Raw genomic sequence first — 16,006 nt, forward strand, 5'->3', positions numbered from 1 at the left:
ATCAGTACAGGCCCGATCAGTACAGGGCGCTGGCCAGTTTGCGACGGGCGGCGACCACGAAGGGCTCCGCGGGATCGAAGAGCTCGAACAACTCCAGCAGGCGCGTCCGCGCGCGGGTACGGTCGTCGCCGGCCGTCCTCCGGACGACGTCGATGATGCGATCGAAGGCCGCCTCGGGCTGCTGCGCGAGCAGCAGCACGTCGGCGGCCGCGAGCTGCGCGTCGACGTCGCCGGGTGCGGCGTTGTCGACGATCGACGGGTCGTGTGCCTGCGCCCGGAGCACGAACTCGAGATTGCGTGCGGCCGAGGCTGCTTCGATGTTGTGGGGCTCGGCCGCCGCGATGGCGCGGTAATCGGCCAGCGCGCCGTCGAAGTCGCCGGCGTTGAGCTTGTCCTCGGCGGCCTCCATCCGGGGATCGGTCGCCTCGGCCTCCGCACCCGCCGCCCCGGTCAGCGCGTCGCCGACCTGGGTGAGGATGTCGTCGAGCCAGGCAGCGATCTCCTGCTCGCTGCGCACCCCGTTGAACGCCGACACCGGCTGCCCGGCCGCGATGGCCACCACCATCGGAATCGACTGTGCCCGAAAGGCCTGCGCGATCCGCGGATTCGCGTCCACGTCCACCTTGGCCAGCACCCAGCGACCGCCCGACGATGCGGCCATCCGTTCCAGTACCGGGGAGAGCTGCTTACACGGCTGACACCACTCGGCCCACAGATCGACGACCACCAGTTGCCGGGTCGAGCGTTCGAGGACCTCGGTCTCGAACGTCTCCTCGGTGATGTCGACGACGGCGGCGCCACCGTGCGGCGCGGCGGGCTGCCCGCCCTCGGCGGGCCGGGTGGGCCGTTGCGCCGCAGCGCGTTGGGCCTCGGCTCGTTCCTTGAGGGCCGACAGGTCGACGGCGCCGGCCATGGCGACGGTGGCGGCGGCCTGCTGTGCTGCGGCTGCCTGCGCTCGGGAAGAAGGTCTGCTCACGTCTCCAGTGTGTCATGTCGGCGTCGACTCCCGACCGGCTGCGGGGCCGACACCACGCCCGCGGCCCACGCCGCGAAGGCGAGCGCGAAAAGTACCGGCATCAGTCCCACGCGCAGGGAGGTGACGCCACCGATGGCCCCCACAATGGCGGGCCCCGCCAGCATGCCGAGGTACCCGCAGCCGACCACCGTCGAGATCGCCCGACCGCCGGCCCGGGTCGTCAGGTTTCCGGCGGCGGTGAAGATCTGTGGGATCAGCCCGGCCAGCCCGATACCGAACACCGCCCACCCGAGGATCGCGATGATCGCCGAGGGCGCGCCCTCTCCACTCGGTATCAACGCGATCAGCATGCCGATCGCGCCGATCACCGCTCCCCATCGGACCACCGCCACCGGGCCCACCCGGGCCGCGATCGGGTCGATGACGAAACGCGCCACCATCATCGCCGCGCTGAATCCCGCGAACGCGATCGCCCCGATCGCCTCGCGCGTCCCGAAGGTCTCCACGACGTGCAGGGCACTCCAGTCATAGGCGGTGCCCTCGGCGAGCATCGCGGCGAACGCCACGGCGGCCAGGAGTATCAGCCGCCGCAGGTCGAGTTCGCGCCACCACCGCCGTGACGCATCCTCGTGCGACGCGTCGGGCGCCGACGACTCCGCCATCCCGACGTCACGTCCCACCAGGCCCGCCGACGCGAATGCGACGACGACCAACCCGAGCGCACCGAGCACGGCGACGGTGACGGCCACCGGCCAATCCATCCACAGACCCACCGCGACCACACCGGAACCGAGCAGACCGCCGACGGAGAAGAATCCGTGGAAGGCCGACATGATCGGCCTGCGGTAGGCACGTTCGACCTGTACGGCCTGGGCATTCATCGACACATCGAGCGAACCGTTGGTGAAGCCGAACACCGCCAGCGCCAGGGCCAACCACCCGGGCGTGGTGGCGAGGACCGGTCCGAGCATCGCGCCGCACAGCACGATCGCGGCGACGAGTGTGGTCGGCCGCGATCCGATCCGGTCGATGAGACGACCGCACACCTGCATACCGACGAAGGCGGTGGCACCGACCAGGAGCAGCATCGCGCCCAGCTGCCCGTGCGAGGTCCCGGTGTGCTCGGTGATCACCGGGATGTGCGCGACCCAGAGGGCGGCGAGGAAGCCGTTGAGGCCGAAGATCGTGGCGACCGCCGCGCGCGCCCGCGTCAGACGGTGCATTCCTCAATCATCCAGGTGCGCCCGGACCCGCGTGACCTTGCCCGCGAGCTCACCCTCGGTGTGACCGGCCCGGATATCGGCCTTGAGGACCAGTCCGACGCGGGGCGCGAGTGCCGCGACGGCATCGGTGGCCTGCTTGACCACCGCCATCACCTCGTCCCAGTCACCTTCGAGGTAGGTGAACATCGCGGTGGTCTGATGGGGCAACCCCGACGCGCGCACCACCCGGACGGCCTCGGCGACGGCCGCACTCATCCCGCCGTCGGCGTCGACGGCGTCACCTCCGGACGGCGAGATGCTGAACGCGACGATCACCGGCGGATTCCTCTCAGGCCGCGAGTTCGGCGGCGGGATTCTGCTCGACCGACAGTTCGGCGAGATGGCCGTTGCGGGCGGCCCACCACTCGAACACCAGGGTGCCGAACGGCGGGATGCTCGACGCCAGGGCCAGGGCGGTGACCTTGAGGCTCCACTTCAGCGAGAGCGCGGTCACCAGGGAGATCGCCACGAACACGACGAAGACGATGCCGTGCGTCATCCCCGGTACCGCGACCGCTTCGGTATGCCCGAGCACCCACTTGAAGAACATCGCGACGAGCAGCGCCGCCCAGGTGATCGCCTCCAGGATCGCGACGAAGCGGAAGCGTTTGGCGGGTGTGGACAGATCGAAGATACGCGTCATGGAATCCATTGTGCCGAAGACCGGACAGGTCTACGACATCTCGTAGTAGGGGTGTGCGATGGGCCGTGACCGGCGCCACGGCCCATCGCCGGATGTCATGTCAGGCCTTGGGCACCCGGATGATCAGCGCGTCACCCTGCCCGCCCGCACCGCACAATGCCGCCGCGCCGACGCCACCACCGCGGCGCTGCAGTTCCAACGCCAGATGCAGGGCGATGCGGGCACCGGAGGTTCCGATCGGGTGGCCGACGGCGATGGCACCACCGTTGACATTGACGATCGTGGGATCGACGCCGAGCGCCTTGGTCGAGGCCAGCCCGACAGCCGCGAAGGCCTCGTTGATCTCGATGAGGTCGAGGTCGGCGGGGGTGATGCCGGCCCGGTCGCAGGCCTTGGTGATGGCATTGGCCGGCTGCAGCTGCAGCGACGAGTCGGGGCCGGCGACCACACCATGCGGGCCGATCTCGGCCAACCACTCGACGCCGAGCTCGGCGGCCTTGGCCTTGCTCATCACGATCACCGCGGCCGCACCGTCGGAGATCTGCGAGGAGTTACCGGCGGTGATGGTGCCGTCCTTGCGGAACGCGGGCCGCAGACCACCCAGCGACTCGGCGGTGGTGTTGGCGCGAATCCCCTCGTCCTCCGCGAACTCGATCGGGTCACCCTTGCGCTGCGGGATCGAGACGGGAACCACCTCGTCACCGAAGAGCCCGTCCTTCCACGCCGCGGCCGCCCGCTGATGACTGACGGCGGCGAACTCGTCCTGCTCGGCGCGGGTGAACCCGTTCGTGTCATTGCCCTGCTCGGTCAGCGCACCCATCGGCTGATCGGTGAACGCATCGAAGAGTCCGTCGTAGGCCAGGTGGTCGACGAGTTCGGTGCTGCCGTACTTGAAGCCGCTGCGGCTGCCGGGCAGCAGGTGCGGGGCCTGGGTCATCGACTCCTGACCACCGGCCACCACGACGTCGAACTCACCCGCCCGGATGAGCTGATCGGCCAGCGCGATCGAGTCGATACCCGACAGGCACATCTTGTTGATGGTCAGCGCCGGGACGTCCCAGCCGATGCCGGCCTTGACCGAGGTCTGACGCGCGGGCATCTGCCCGGCGCCGGCGGTGAGGACCTGCCCCATGATGACGTAGTCGACCGCCGAGGCCGGGACCTTCGCGCGCTCGAGCGCCGCCCGGATGGCGATCGCGCCGAGGTCGACCGCACTGAAATCCTTCAGCGAGCCGAGCATCCGACCGAACGGGGTGCGCGCACCGGCAACGATGACCGAGGCGTGATCTGACGTCGTGGACATGGAGGGACCTCCCACACAGGGCGACCGCGGCGCCTACCGAGCGGTCGGTGAAGTAATTTTGCCCCCTCAACGCTACCGTTAGGCCATGAGCGCATCAGCAGCTGACCCCACCCCCGGATCGCCGACCTCGGTGATCGCCGACCTCGTCGTCGCCATCGATCACGTCGGCATCGCCGTCGCCGATCTCGACGACGCCAAGCAGTGGTACGCCGATCACCTCGGCTTCGTCACCCTGCACGAGGAGACCAACGACGAGCAGGGCGTGCGGGAGGCGATGATCGGTCCGGCCGGAACCGAGGGCGCGGTGATCCAGCTGCTGGCCCCGCTGACGCCGGAATCGACGATCGCGAAGTTCCTCGACCGCAACGGCCCCGGCCTGCAGCAGCTCGCCGTGCGGGTCACCGACGTCGACGCCGTGATGACCCGGCTCACCGACGCCGGCGTGCGCGTCCTGTACCCCGCGGCCCGCCGCGGCACCGCCGATTCCCGGATCAACTTCGTCCATCCCAAGGATGCCGGCGGGGTGCTCCTCGAACTGGTCGAGCCGGCCGCGTCGTCGTCGCACTGACACGCCACCGGGCACCTCACGACACATGACGGGCACCGACCGGGGCCCGCGGATCCGGCGGGACATTCGTCGGGTCGGTCCGGTCGGTGGCCTCCGTTAGACTGAGCCGCATGGCAGCTCCCGCCCCCAGGCAGCAATTACCCTTTGCGGTCGTGATGCGCGGCTATGACCGTGAGCAGGTCGCAGATCGATTGCGGCGCATCGACGCCGACATGCGGGTCCTGGCCGCCGACCGCGATGCGGCCACTGCCAACGCACGCGAACTGGCCGCCCACCTGGCTGACGCGCGCGACGAGATCGAGATGCTCCGGCGCGAGGTCGACAAACTCTCGGTCCCCCCGACGACGGTCCAGGGGATGAGTGAGCGACTGTCGCGGATGCTGCAGCTGGCCTCCGACGAGGCCTCCGAGATGCGCGCCGACGCCGGCGCCGAGGCCGCCGAGACGGTGTCGGTGGCCCGGCAGGAGGCCGCCGAAACCCAGCAGAACGCCGCCACCGAGGCCGACCGCATCCTCGCCGACGCGCGGGCCAAGGCGGCCAAGATCGTCGGCGACGCCGACACGTACTCCGCCGACACCCGCAACGAGGCCGACAAGGTCCTCGCGACCGCGACGGCCGACGCCGAACAGGCCGCCCGGGACCGGGCCGCGAGGGCCGCGGCGATGGAATCCGAACACGAATCCACCATGTCCGCCGCACGCGACGAGGCCCAACGCATCGTCGCCAAGGCGCAGGCCGAGTCCGAGGAACTCACCCTGCGCACCGGCCAGACGCTGCAGCGCGAGCGGGAAAGCCACGACGCCGACCTCGCCGACCAACGGGCGCGCGCCGATCAACTGGCCGCCGACATCGAGACCACCGCCCGCGACATCGCCGCCGAACGCGTGGCCCGCTCACGCGACCTGGGCACCCGGACCACCGCGGCACGCGACGAGATCCTCGGCGAACTCGCCCGGATCGCCGACCGGCTGGCCGAATTGCCCGGCCAGTTGTCCACCGAGGTCGACGCCGAGCTGACCACCGCGTCGGCCGACAGCGACGTCGAGTTGCTCAACCGCCGGCTCTCCGACGCCGCGCAGGTGCACGTCGGCAAGCACGCGTCCTGAACTCACGCGTCCTGAACTCGGCGGTCCCCCGGCTCAGAACAACCGGAACTCGGTACTCTCGGCACCCCGCAACTCGTCGTAATCCAAGACGACGCAACGGATTCCACGATCCTGCGCGAGGGTCCTGGCCTGCGGCTTGATCTGTTGCGCGGCGAACACCCCACTCACCGGGGCCAGGGTCGCATCCCGGTTGAGCAGTTCGAGGTAACGGGTCAGCTGCTCGACGCCGTCGATCTCGCCGCGTCGTTTGATCTCCACCGCGACCGTCGATCCGTCGGCGTCGCGGCACAGGATGTCGACCGGACCGATCGCGGTCATGTACTCCCGGCGGATCAAGGTGTAGCCCGGCCCGAGGGTGTCCACATGCTCGGCGAGCAACTCCTGCAGATGCGCCTCCACCCCGTCCTTCACCAGGCCCGGGTCGACGCCGAGTTCATGCGACGAATCGTGGTCGATCGACGCGAGGGTGATCCGCAGTTCCTCGCCCGCCTTGTTGGCGACGACCCAGTACGCCTCGACGTGATCGTGGGCGTCGGCGACCTCGTCGGGAACCTGCGCCTCGGTGAGCCAGCACGGCGGACTCATCCAGTTCAGCGGCTTGTAGGCGCGATCGTCGGCATGCACGCTCACCGATCCGTCGGACTTGATCAGCAACAACCGCCGGGCCATCGGCAGGTGGGCCGTCAACCGGCCGACGTAATCCACTTGGCATTCCGCGATCACCAGACGCACACCCGGCAGCTTAAGGCATGCGCCTCGGCACTTCGGTCAGTGACCTGCCGGGTGTCGGGCGAACTCAGACCTCGTTGTCGCGGTACCGCTCGAGCTGGAACTCCTCGGCGTCGCGTACGGCGGCGACCATCGTCGAATGCACATGGGGCAAGGTCGGATCGAGGCCCCGAAGTTGTTCCGGCGCATTGAGATCGGGAACGACAAAGTCATCGCGGTGGGCGGCGACGCTGGCCCGGACCACGCCGTCGGGATCGACCAGCATCGCCCGCTGCCCCCGCGTCGCGGTGGTGTGGCGAACGCTGAGCAGCATGGTGCGCGCCACCGGGTCGATCACCCCGACCCGGGAGATCTCGATGATCGCGACGTCGAAATCGTCGATGTCGTTCTCGATCCGGCGCAGCGCCCGCTCGGCACCGGCGAACGTCAGGTCGCCCTGCAACTCATAGATCCGCACCCGATCACGGCAGGTGCGCAGGAAACTGCGATCGATCTCGGGCCACTCAGTTCCGACCTCGAACTCGGCGGCGGTGGAGACCGAGCGGATCGACACCCGGCTCTCGCGCGTCACGTTGAACATGTGCAGGCCCAGGTCACGTGACAGGTGACGGCAGGTGTCCACGCCACGCACGCTGTTCCCGTGCTCGTCGAGGCGCGGCGAGTACACCCCGATGCCGAGCTGTCCGGGCAGCACGGCCAGGATGCCGCCACCCACGCCACTCTTGGCGGGCAACCCCACCGAGGTCACCCAGTCACCGGCGCCGTCGTACATCCCGCAAGTGGTCATCACGCTGAGCAACCGCTGGGCGACCTCGTTGCTGATGACGCGGCGTCCGGTCCGCGGATTGTCCCCGCCGCCGGCAATGGTGGCCCCGATGACCGACAGATCATCGGCGGTCACCCGGATCGAGCATTGCCGGAAGTACAGGTCGAGTGCGGCGTCGGGATCGGTGTCGACCATGCCGAAGCTGTCGAGCATGTAGACGATCGCGCGATTGCGCGAGCCGGTCGCCGATTCGGAGGCGTAGACCTGCTCGTCCATCGTCAACCGCCGCCCGGCACAGGCCGAGTAGAACTCGACGACCTCGCCGAAGACCGTGTCGACCGCGTTCTCCGGCAGTTCCCGCACCGGCGGCAGCAGCAACGACGCGGCCAGGATCGCACCGGCGTTGATCATCGGGTTCCGGGGTCGCCGGCGCGCATCCACACTGATCTCGTTGAACGCCTCCCCCGACGGCTCCACACCGATCTTCGCGTCAACGGCCGCCATGTCGAGTCGCGACAACGCCATCGCATAGGTCAGCGGTTTGGAGACCGACTGGATGGTGAATTCCACGCCGACATCACCGAGGGAGTACGTGTTGCCGTCGTGCATACACATCGACAACGCGTAGCCGTCCGGGTCGACGGCGGCGAGTTCGGGGATGTAGTCGGCGACCGCACCGGAACGATCGGGTGCGCAGTCGGCCATGATGTGGCGCAGATAGCCATCGACGTGTGAGATCGGCACGTCAAGAAATCTATGGCATCACCGTCTCGATGCCACCACCTCACCCGAGGTGAACGTCGACGCCGTCGCTGAACCGGTAGGGGTTGGCGGCCAGCAGCCCACCGAATCGCCTTCGCAGGCGCGAGATCTCGGCGCGCACCGTGATGGTTCGGTCGTCGACCCCGAACAGACTCGTCGACAACGCCGCGGCGCTCAGCCCGCCGGGGTGTGCGGCCAGGACGCGCAGGATCTCATCGTGACGCGGTGACGGCCGATGGGTCCAGCTGCCCGCGGCCCCGGAGACGCGGATGAGGGTGCCCGCGTCGTCGGAGTCGATGGACACCCGGGTCCGCCGCGACGGCCGGTCGGCGTCGGCGACGCGGATCAGCCATCCGCCGGGAAGGGGCTCGACGTCGCACTCACCGAGGTCGGTGAGGTGGGTCCGGCCAGGGTGCAACTGCCGCGGGATGGTCAGCCGCGAGCGCGGCGCCACCGACTCGACGGCCGCCACCCAGCCGTCGGTGTCGACGGCGATGGCCGGTCCCGCCGTCCGCGCCAGGATGGGTGCGGCCACCGAACGCAGTTGATCGAGGACCCGGCGGTGGTGATCACGCAGCTGCGATTCGGCCAGCCGCGCCACCGTGTCGACCAGCGCCAGCGTCGTCGGGTGGATCGTCGCGGCCGGGCCGCTGACGTCGACGACACCCAGGACCGACCCGGTCCGCGGATTGCGGATCGGGGCACCCGCGCAGGTCCAGGTGTGATGCGTGCGCACGAAGTGTTCGGCGGAGAACACCTGCACCGCCCGGCCGGACTGCAAGGCGGTGCCGATGGCGTTGGTGCCGACGGCGTCCTCGGCCCAGCACGCCCCCTCGACGAATCCGAGCCGGTCGGCGCGATGCAGGACGCGGTTGGCGCCGCTGCGCCACAGCACGTGGCCGTGTGCGTCGGCGACCACCAGGATGTTGTCGCCGTCGGCGATCACCGCGTCGAGTCCGCGGGTGAGTTCGTCGAGGACCGCGTGCAGGCCCGACTCGCTGCGACGGGACGCGACCTCGGCGGTGCCGATGCGATTGCGCAGTGAGCCGTGGTCGGGGTCGACGCCGGCGTCGAGCACCCGATCCCAGGAGTCGCTGATCACCTGGCGCGGCCGGGCCGGCGGCTTGTCGCCGGCCATCGCCGCGTCGTAGACGGCGTGCAGGACGGCGGCGAACTGCCGCGGATCGTCGCCGGCGGCGACCGCGGGTTCGAGTCCGGCTGGTGTTGAGGTGGCCACGACCACGATTGTGCTCCCGGTCACATCCCGCTGGCAAAGGGCCACCGGCGTTGCAGGGGGTTGCAGCCACCTGCCACCGGCCCGCAACGGGCTGCAACCCTTGCCCGCACCCACCGCCGGGGCGTGTGCTGTGGATCACATGAGCACCGAGATTTCCTCCCACTCACACGAAAGGGGCATCACCCATGACCCAGACACTCGAACCCGATCTGGCGCACACCACCGACGAGGCACCACAGGACCGGGCGCAGGCCTGGCTCGCACGATTCGAGACCGCGCTCGCCGCGCGCGACATCGCCGCGGTGACGTCGCTGTTCGCCACCGACAGCTTCTGGCGTGACCTCGTGTCGTTCACCTGGAACCTCAAGACCGTCGAGGGCCGTGAGCAGATCGCCGAGATGCTCACCGAACGCCTCGACGACACCGACCCGAGCGGCTTGCGCACCAGCGAACCGGCCACCGACGACGACGGCGTCGTGTCGGCCTTCATCGAGTTCGAGACGGCCACCGGTCGTGGCGTCGGACATCTGCGACTGCGTCGCGACGAACACAGCGGCGAGGACCAGGCCTGGACCCTGCTCACCACGCTGCAGGAACTCAAGGGATACGAAGAGCGCTCCGGCGCCACCCGCGTCATGGGAGCGGTGCACGGTTCGGACCCCGACACACGGTCGTGGGCCGAGCGCAAGGCCGACGAGGACGCCTCGCTCGGACGCAGCACCCAGCCGTACGTCCTCGTCGTCGGCGGTGGACAGGGCGGCATCGCGCTCGGTGCGCGGCTGCGTCAACTGGGCGTTCCGTCGATCGTCATCGACCGCCACGATCGGCCCGGCGATCAGTGGCGGGGACGCTACAAGTCGCTGTGCCTGCACGACCCGGTGTGGTACGACCATCTGCCGTATCTCCCCTTCCCGGAGAACTGGCCGGTGTTCGCACCCAAGGACAAGATCGGTGACTGGCTGGAGTTCTACACGCGCGTCATGGAGGTGCCCTACTGGAGCAGGACGACCTGCGAGTCGGCGACCTACGACGAGAAGAGCGGGAAGTGGACCGTCGAGATCGATCGCGACGGTGAGCATCTGACCCTGCATCCCGATCAGTTGGTGCTGGCCACCGGGATGTCCGGCAAGGCCAACGTGCCCACCTTCGCCGGCCAGGACGTCTTCGCCGGAGAGCAGCATCACTCCAGCCGACATCCGGGACCCGACGGGTTCATCGGCAAGAAGGTCGTGGTGATCGGCGCCAACAACTCCGCCCACGACATCTGTAAAGCATTGGTGGACAACGGAATCGACACGACCATGGTGCAGCGTTCGTCGACCCACATCGTCAAGTCGGATTCGCTGATGGAGATCGGCCTCGGCGCGCTCTACAGCGAGCAGGCCGTCGCCGGCGGGATGACGACGAAGAAGGCCGATCTGACCTTCGCGTCACTGCCGTACCGCATCATGCACGAGTTCCAGATCCCGCTCTACGACCAGATCCGCGAACGCGACAAGGAGTTCTACGCCCGCCTCGAGGCCGCCGGATTCGACCTGGACTTCGGCGACGACGACTCCGGGTTGTTCATGAAGTACCTGCGACGCGGCTCGGGCTACTACATCGACGTCGGCGCCTGCGACCTCGTCGCCGACGGCACCATCAAGCTCGCCCACGGCGACATCGATCACCTCACCGAGAACAGCGTCGTCCTCGCCGACGGCACCGAGTTGCCCGCCGACGTCGTCGTCTACGCCACCGGATACGGATCGATGAACGGCTGGGCGGCGGATCTGATGGGCCAGGAGATCGCCGACCGCGTCGGCAAGGTGTGGGGTCTGGGATCGGACACCACCAAGGACCCCGGGCCGTGGGAGGGCGAGCAGCGCAACATGTGGAAGCCGACCCAGCAGCCCGGCCTCTGGTTCCACGGCGGCAACCTGCACCAGTCGCGGCACTATTCGCTCTACCTCGCCCTGCAGCTCAAGGCGCGGTTCGAGGGCATCGACACACCCGTGTACGGCCTGCAGGAGGTCCATCACCTCAGCTGAGTGCCGGGCCGAGGCGGCGGCGCCGGGATCGTGTATCGATCCCGGCGCCGCCGGCGTCGGGGTGCATTCGCACCCACTCGGTGGCTGGCCATGTTGTCCATCGGGACACGACCTCCTCGACACTTCGGCCATGGGCACGGTTCGCACCCGGAGCGCACAGTGATGCCAGTCACCCGATCACGCGAGTCCTACCTCGTCTGAATCCGGCGGGTGCGATCCGACGATGGGAGCCGCCCGTGCCCACCCGCACCCGACTGCTGGTCGCCTACCTCGCCACCCCCGGCGGCGCCGACGCCCTGTCGCTCGGCATCGATCTCGCACGCGCGCTGCACGGCGAACTCGACATCGCCATGGTCCTCCCACCGATGGGCCCCATCGAGCAGGTGGCCGCGCCCGGCAACGCCGATTACACCCGGTTCGTCGATGACCGGGCGGCGACGTGGTTGGCCGAGGCCACCGCCACCATCCCCGACGACATCGTCGCCGAAGCCCGAATCGCACTGTACGACAACGTTGCCGAGGGCCTGGTCACCGAGGCACAGCAGACCGGATGCGCGGCCATCGTGGTCGGCGGCTCCGGCGGCGGGATCGCCGGTCGCCACTCCCTGGGCTCGGTGGTCAACGATCTGCTGCACTCGTCTCCGGTACCTGTCGTCCTCACGCCGCGCGGCGCCGCCTCGAACGCCCCGCACACCCTGCGCCGCATCACCTGCGCGATCGGTCGCCGACCGGGAAGCACCGCCCTGTTCACCGCCGGCCTCGACCTGTGCGAACGCACCGGACTTCCGCTGCGCCTGGTGTCGCTGGTGACCGGAGACGACGATGCGCTGCCGTGGCGTCGTGACGACACCGACCCCGCCGTCCGGGCCGCCGCCGGCGAACTCCTCGACGGCCTCGTCGACGACGCACACACCCGCCTCGGCGCCGACCATCAGATCGCCTCCGCGGTGGTCGCCGCGAAGACGACGGAGACCGCCGTCATCTCCCTCGACTGGGACGACGGCGACATCGTGCTCGTCGGCTCCAGCCGACTCGCCCAGCCGCTGCGTCTGTTCCTCGGAACCACCGCGGCCAAGATGCTTCGTGCGCTGTCGGTCCCGATGATCGTCGTGCCCACGAGCACTTGAGCGCCGACGGCATCTCCCCGGCCGACCGGACCACCCGCCCTCGACTCCCCCGCCCTCGACCCGGAGCGCACACATGACGTCACAACCCACACCGCCGAACGCACCCACCGGGGTGCCGACGCCCATCGGTGAGATCCCCGTCGACAAGGGCCTCGCCGCCGGCAAGGTCGGCGTGCTCTCCGGCGCAATCCTCGGGATATCCACCGTCGCACCGGGTTACACCCTGACCGCGAGCATCGGACTGATCGTGGCGGCCGTCGGGCTCAAGATGCCCGCGATCTTCATCGCCGGGTTCATCCCGATGTTCCTCACCGCCTACGCCTACCGCGAACTCAATTCCGACACTCCCGACTGCGGGGCATCGTTCACCTGGTCGACGAAGGCCTTCGGGCCGTACGTCGGGTGGATGTGCGGTTGGGGCATGGTGGTCGCGACCATCATCGTGCTGTCGAACCTCGCCGCGATCGGTGTGCAGTTCTTCTACCTGATCATCGCCCAGATCGCCGACCGCCCGTCGATCGCCGACCTCGGCACCAACAAGCTGGTCAACATCGTGACCACACTCGTGCTGCTCGCGGCGGCCACGTGGATTTCGATGCGGGGCATCTCGACCAGTGAACGCATCCAGTACGTCCTCGTCGGCTTCCAGCTCATCGTCCTGTTCGCCTTCGCGATCATCGCCCTGGTGAAGGTCGCGGCCGGCGACGCACCCGCGGGCCTGTCCTTCGACATCGACTGGTTCAACCCGTTCACCGGACTGACGATCTCCGCCTTCGCGGTCGGACTCACGGGATCGATCTTCGCGTTCTGGGGCTGGGATACGTGTCTGACACTCGGCGAGGAATGCAAGGACCCCAAACGCACGCCGGGCCGTGCGGGAGTGCTGTGCGTGCTGTCGATCCTGTTGACCTATCTCCTGGTCGCCGTCGCTGTGATGATGTACGCCGGAGTGGGTGCCGAGGGGCTCGGACTGGGCAACGAGGCCAACGCCGAGAACGTCTTCGGCGCGCTGGCCACACCTGTCCTCGGGCGGTGGGGCGGCCTGATGTTGTTCGCGGCCATCCTGGTGTCGTCGCTGGCCAGTTTGCAGACGACGTTCCTGCCGGTGGCGCGGACGATGCTCGCGATGGGCTCCTACGGCGCGTTCCCGAAGAAGGTCGCCGAGATCCATCCCCGGTTCCTGTCACCGTCGTTCGCGGCACTCGTCGCCGGCATCGTGACGGCCATCTTCTACACCGTGGTGACGATCCTGTCCGAACGCACCCTGATCGACACGATCGCCGCCCTGGGCATCATGATCTGCTGGTACTACGGCATCACCGCCTTCGCGTGCGTGTGGTATTTCCGGCATGAACTGTTCACCTCGGCACACAACGTGATCTACCGCTTCCTGTGCCCGTTCCTCGGCGGCCTCGCGTTGATCATCGTCTTCCTGATCTCCGTGGGCGAAAGCATGAACCCCGACAACGGCAGCGGCGCTTCCATATTCGGGATCGGGCTGGTCTTCTACATCGGGTTCGGCCTGTTGATCGTCGGGGTGTTCGTGATGCTCTACCTCCGGGCACGGCACCCGGCCTTCTTCCGTGGGGAGACGCTTCCGCGGTCCACGCCCACGTCGACGGCGCCCTCTTCGGTGTCGTGACTCACCGTCGGCGAGCGTGCCGATGTCCGGATGGACAGGCCTCGTCAGTGAGAACATCGTTGGGGACACACATCGACAGATCGCCGACATATCGCCGAGGGAGCCGACATGCCCACGCCACGTACGCTGCTTGCCGCCTATCTACCGACACCGGGTGGTGAAGACGCCCTCGGGCTCGGCGTGCAGTTGGCGCGGTCCTTTCACGCAGACCTCGACGTCTGCATGGTGTTGCCGCCCACACCCGATGGTGCCGACGTCGAGACGGCGGCGCGCCTCGATTCGCAGGCAGCGGAATGGTTGTCCGACGCGGCCGCCCGCGTCCCCGACGATGTGGTCGCCGAGGCTCACATCGCCTTCCACGACCACGCCGCCGAAGGCCTCGTCGTCGAATCCCATCGCACCGGGTCCGCGGCCATCATCGTCGGCGGCTCGGGCGGCGGCATTCGGGGCCGCAACTCCCTGGGATCGGTCGTCAACGATCTGATGCACGTCTCCACCACCCCGGTCGTCGTCGCACCACTCGGCGCACGCGAATCCGCCTCGCCCATCACCCGCATCACGGCCGCCGTCGGTCGTCGTAGCGGCGCCACCCCACTGCTGCGCGCGGTGATCGACGGTTGCGAACGCACCGGATTTCCGCTGCGCCTCATCTCGTTGCTGACGCCCGACGGTATCGGCGGCCAGGCCGGAGACCTCGAGACCGCGGAGAAGGCTGCCGCCGAGCATCTCGCCGAACTGGTCGAGACCGCGAAACAGGCGTTGGGTGCCGACTACGACATCACTTCGGCGGTCGTCACCGGCGATGACGTCGAGGACGCCGCCGGCAAGGTCGGCTGGCACGGCGGCGACATCGTCTTCGTCGGATCCAGTCGCCTCGCCCAACCGCTTCAGCTCTTCCTCGGCGCGACCGCCGCGAAGATGCTCCGCACGCTCGAAACCGTCCCGATGGTCGTCGTGCCGAAAGACGCCTGACGCGCTCGGTTCTCGTCGACGCGGTGCGTGTGTGCTCGCGCGGTCAGTGCACTGAGCGCGCGAACGTGGGGACGCCGCGCGAACGTGGAGGCACCGCGTGAAGGCCGGCGTGGCGCGGGTGCTGTTCGTCGACGCGGTGCCTGCATGCTCACGCGGTCAGTGCAATGAGCGCGCGTAGACGGGCTCGCCGCGCGAACGTGGAGGACCCGCGCGAAGGCCGGCGTGGCGCGGGTGCTGTTCGTCGACGCGGTGTCTGCATGCTCACGCGGTCAGTGCAATGAGCGCGCGTAGACGGGCTCGCCGCGCGAACGTGGAGGACCCGCGCGAAGGCCGGCGTGGCGCGGGTGCTGTTCGTCGACGCGGTGCCTGCATGCTCACGCGCTCGGTGCACTGAGAGCGTGAACGTGGGGACGCCGCGGGACCGAGCAGCGCCCGCGTGAACACGACCGGTGGATGCGCGAAAAAGGGCCGGGAATGCGGTGATGCCCCGCGAAACCCGAAGGTTTCGCGGGGCATCCCGGAATGATAGTTCGGCGGTGTCCTACTCTCCCACACCGATCAGAGTGCAGTACCATTGGCGCTGGTGGGCTTAGCTTCCGGGTTCGGAATGGGACCGGGCGTTTCCCCACCGCTATAGCCGCCGAAACACTATGAAATTAGCCGATACATCCCGTCATGGGACGCACCCCTGTTTTTGGGGGCACACGGGGGCGGAGCCCCTGTGCGATGTGCTATTTCAGAAGTACATAGTGGATGCGAAACATTTTATTGTGAGTTAAAGAAATGTTGTTGTAAGTCCTCGGCCGATTAGTACCAGTCACCTACACCTGTTACCAGGCTTCCAGTTCTGGCCTATCAACCCCATGGTCTGTAGGGGGCCTTA

At 68.5% G+C, this 16,006-nt stretch carries 14 protein-coding genes and 2 rRNA genes; 6 read left to right on the top strand and 10 right to left on the bottom strand.

The window, feature by feature from the left end:
* Positions 1 to 16 precede the first annotated feature (16 nt).
* The 5 genes from ABLE94_RS05755 to ABLE94_RS05775 all read right to left on the bottom strand — a co-directional run bounded on the left by ABLE94_RS05755 (position 17) and on the right by ABLE94_RS05775 (position 4,184).
* The gene (locus tag ABLE94_RS05755; RefSeq protein WP_348808275.1) at positions 17 to 913 is read right to left on the bottom strand and encodes a tetratricopeptide repeat protein; all 897 of its coding nucleotides are present in this window, start codon (positions 911 to 913) and stop codon (positions 17 to 19) included.
* Between the two features lie 59 nt (positions 914 to 972).
* Positions 973 to 2,199 carry an MFS transporter gene (locus tag ABLE94_RS05760; protein ID WP_348808250.1) on the bottom strand — a complete coding sequence of 409 codons (1,227 nt, stop codon included), beginning with the start codon at positions 2,197 to 2,199 and terminating at the stop codon, positions 973 to 975.
* Between the two features lie 3 nt (positions 2,200 to 2,202).
* Entirely contained in the window at positions 2,203 to 2,514 is a 312-nt protein-coding gene (locus tag ABLE94_RS05765; protein ID WP_348808251.1) for a thiamine-binding protein, read from the bottom strand.
* Between the two features lie 13 nt (positions 2,515 to 2,527).
* Entirely contained in the window at positions 2,528 to 2,890 is a 363-nt protein-coding gene (locus tag ABLE94_RS05770; RefSeq protein ID WP_348808252.1) for a DUF3817 domain-containing protein, read from the bottom strand.
* 91 nt (positions 2,891 to 2,981) lie between these two features.
* Positions 2,982 to 4,184 (bottom strand): acetyl-CoA C-acetyltransferase, encoded by a 1,203-nt coding sequence (locus ABLE94_RS05775; protein ID WP_348808253.1) that lies wholly within the window; start codon positions 4,182 to 4,184, stop codon positions 2,982 to 2,984.
* 85 nt (positions 4,185 to 4,269) lie between these two features.
* Between ABLE94_RS05775 and mce the strand changes: the two genes are divergently transcribed.
* Together mce and ABLE94_RS05785 are read left to right on the top strand one after the other, a co-directional pair.
* Positions 4,270 to 4,752, top strand: coding sequence for a methylmalonyl-CoA epimerase (gene mce, locus ABLE94_RS05780; protein ID WP_348808254.1), 483 nt, complete (start codon positions 4,270 to 4,272; stop codon positions 4,750 to 4,752).
* Between the two features lie 110 nt (positions 4,753 to 4,862).
* Positions 4,863 to 5,858 (top strand): coiled-coil domain-containing protein, encoded by a 996-nt coding sequence (locus tag ABLE94_RS05785; protein WP_348808255.1) that lies wholly within the window; start codon positions 4,863 to 4,865, stop codon positions 5,856 to 5,858.
* Positions 5,859 to 5,891: 33 nt separating this feature from the next.
* Here ABLE94_RS05785 and nucS read toward each other — a convergent pair whose 3' ends face one another.
* The 3 genes from nucS to ABLE94_RS05800 all read right to left on the bottom strand — a co-directional run bounded on the left by nucS (position 5,892) and on the right by ABLE94_RS05800 (position 9,358).
* Entirely contained in the window at positions 5,892 to 6,590 is a 699-nt protein-coding gene (nucS, locus tag ABLE94_RS05790; RefSeq protein WP_348808256.1) for an endonuclease NucS, read from the bottom strand.
* 64 nt (positions 6,591 to 6,654) lie between these two features.
* Positions 6,655 to 8,097 (bottom strand): glutaminase A, encoded by a 1,443-nt coding sequence (gene glsA, locus ABLE94_RS05795; protein ID WP_348808257.1) that lies wholly within the window; start codon positions 8,095 to 8,097, stop codon positions 6,655 to 6,657.
* A 40-nt stretch (positions 8,098 to 8,137) separates the two neighbouring features.
* On the bottom strand, positions 8,138 to 9,358 hold the full coding sequence (locus ABLE94_RS05800) for a helix-turn-helix domain-containing protein (protein ID WP_425476150.1): 1,221 nt from the start codon (positions 9,356 to 9,358) through the stop codon (positions 8,138 to 8,140).
* Between the two features lie 179 nt (positions 9,359 to 9,537).
* Here ABLE94_RS05800 and ABLE94_RS05805 point away from each other — a divergent pair, with 179 nt between their 5' ends.
* From ABLE94_RS05805 to ABLE94_RS05820, 4 genes are all read left to right on the top strand, one after another.
* Positions 9,538 to 11,382, top strand: coding sequence for an NAD(P)-binding domain-containing protein (locus tag ABLE94_RS05805; protein ID WP_348803233.1), 1,845 nt, complete (start codon positions 9,538 to 9,540; stop codon positions 11,380 to 11,382).
* Between the two features lie 236 nt (positions 11,383 to 11,618).
* Positions 11,619 to 12,509 (top strand): universal stress protein, encoded by an 891-nt coding sequence (locus ABLE94_RS05810; RefSeq protein WP_348803232.1) that lies wholly within the window; start codon positions 11,619 to 11,621, stop codon positions 12,507 to 12,509.
* Positions 12,510 to 12,582: 73 nt separating this feature from the next.
* Positions 12,583 to 14,151: an APC family permease gene (locus tag ABLE94_RS05815; protein ID WP_348808258.1), complete on the top strand. Its 1,569-nt coding sequence runs from the start codon at positions 12,583 to 12,585 to the stop codon at positions 14,149 to 14,151.
* 108 nt (positions 14,152 to 14,259) lie between these two features.
* Positions 14,260 to 15,123 carry a universal stress protein gene (locus ABLE94_RS05820; protein ID WP_348803229.1) on the top strand — a complete coding sequence of 288 codons (864 nt, stop codon included), beginning with the start codon at positions 14,260 to 14,262 and terminating at the stop codon, positions 15,121 to 15,123.
* Between the two features lie 528 nt (positions 15,124 to 15,651).
* On the opposite strand, the gene rrf is transcribed toward ABLE94_RS05820, so the two are convergent.
* Positions 15,652 to 15,768, bottom strand: a 5S ribosomal RNA gene (gene rrf, locus ABLE94_RS05825).
* A 141-nt stretch (positions 15,769 to 15,909) separates the two neighbouring features.
* Positions 15,910 to 16,006 (bottom strand): 23S ribosomal RNA (locus ABLE94_RS05830); the annotation flags it as partial.

Origin of the sequence: Gordonia sp. VNK1 (assembly GCF_040049135.1) — a bacterium.
Taxonomy (GTDB): domain Bacteria; phylum Actinomycetota; class Actinomycetes; order Mycobacteriales; family Mycobacteriaceae; genus Gordonia; species Gordonia oleivorans.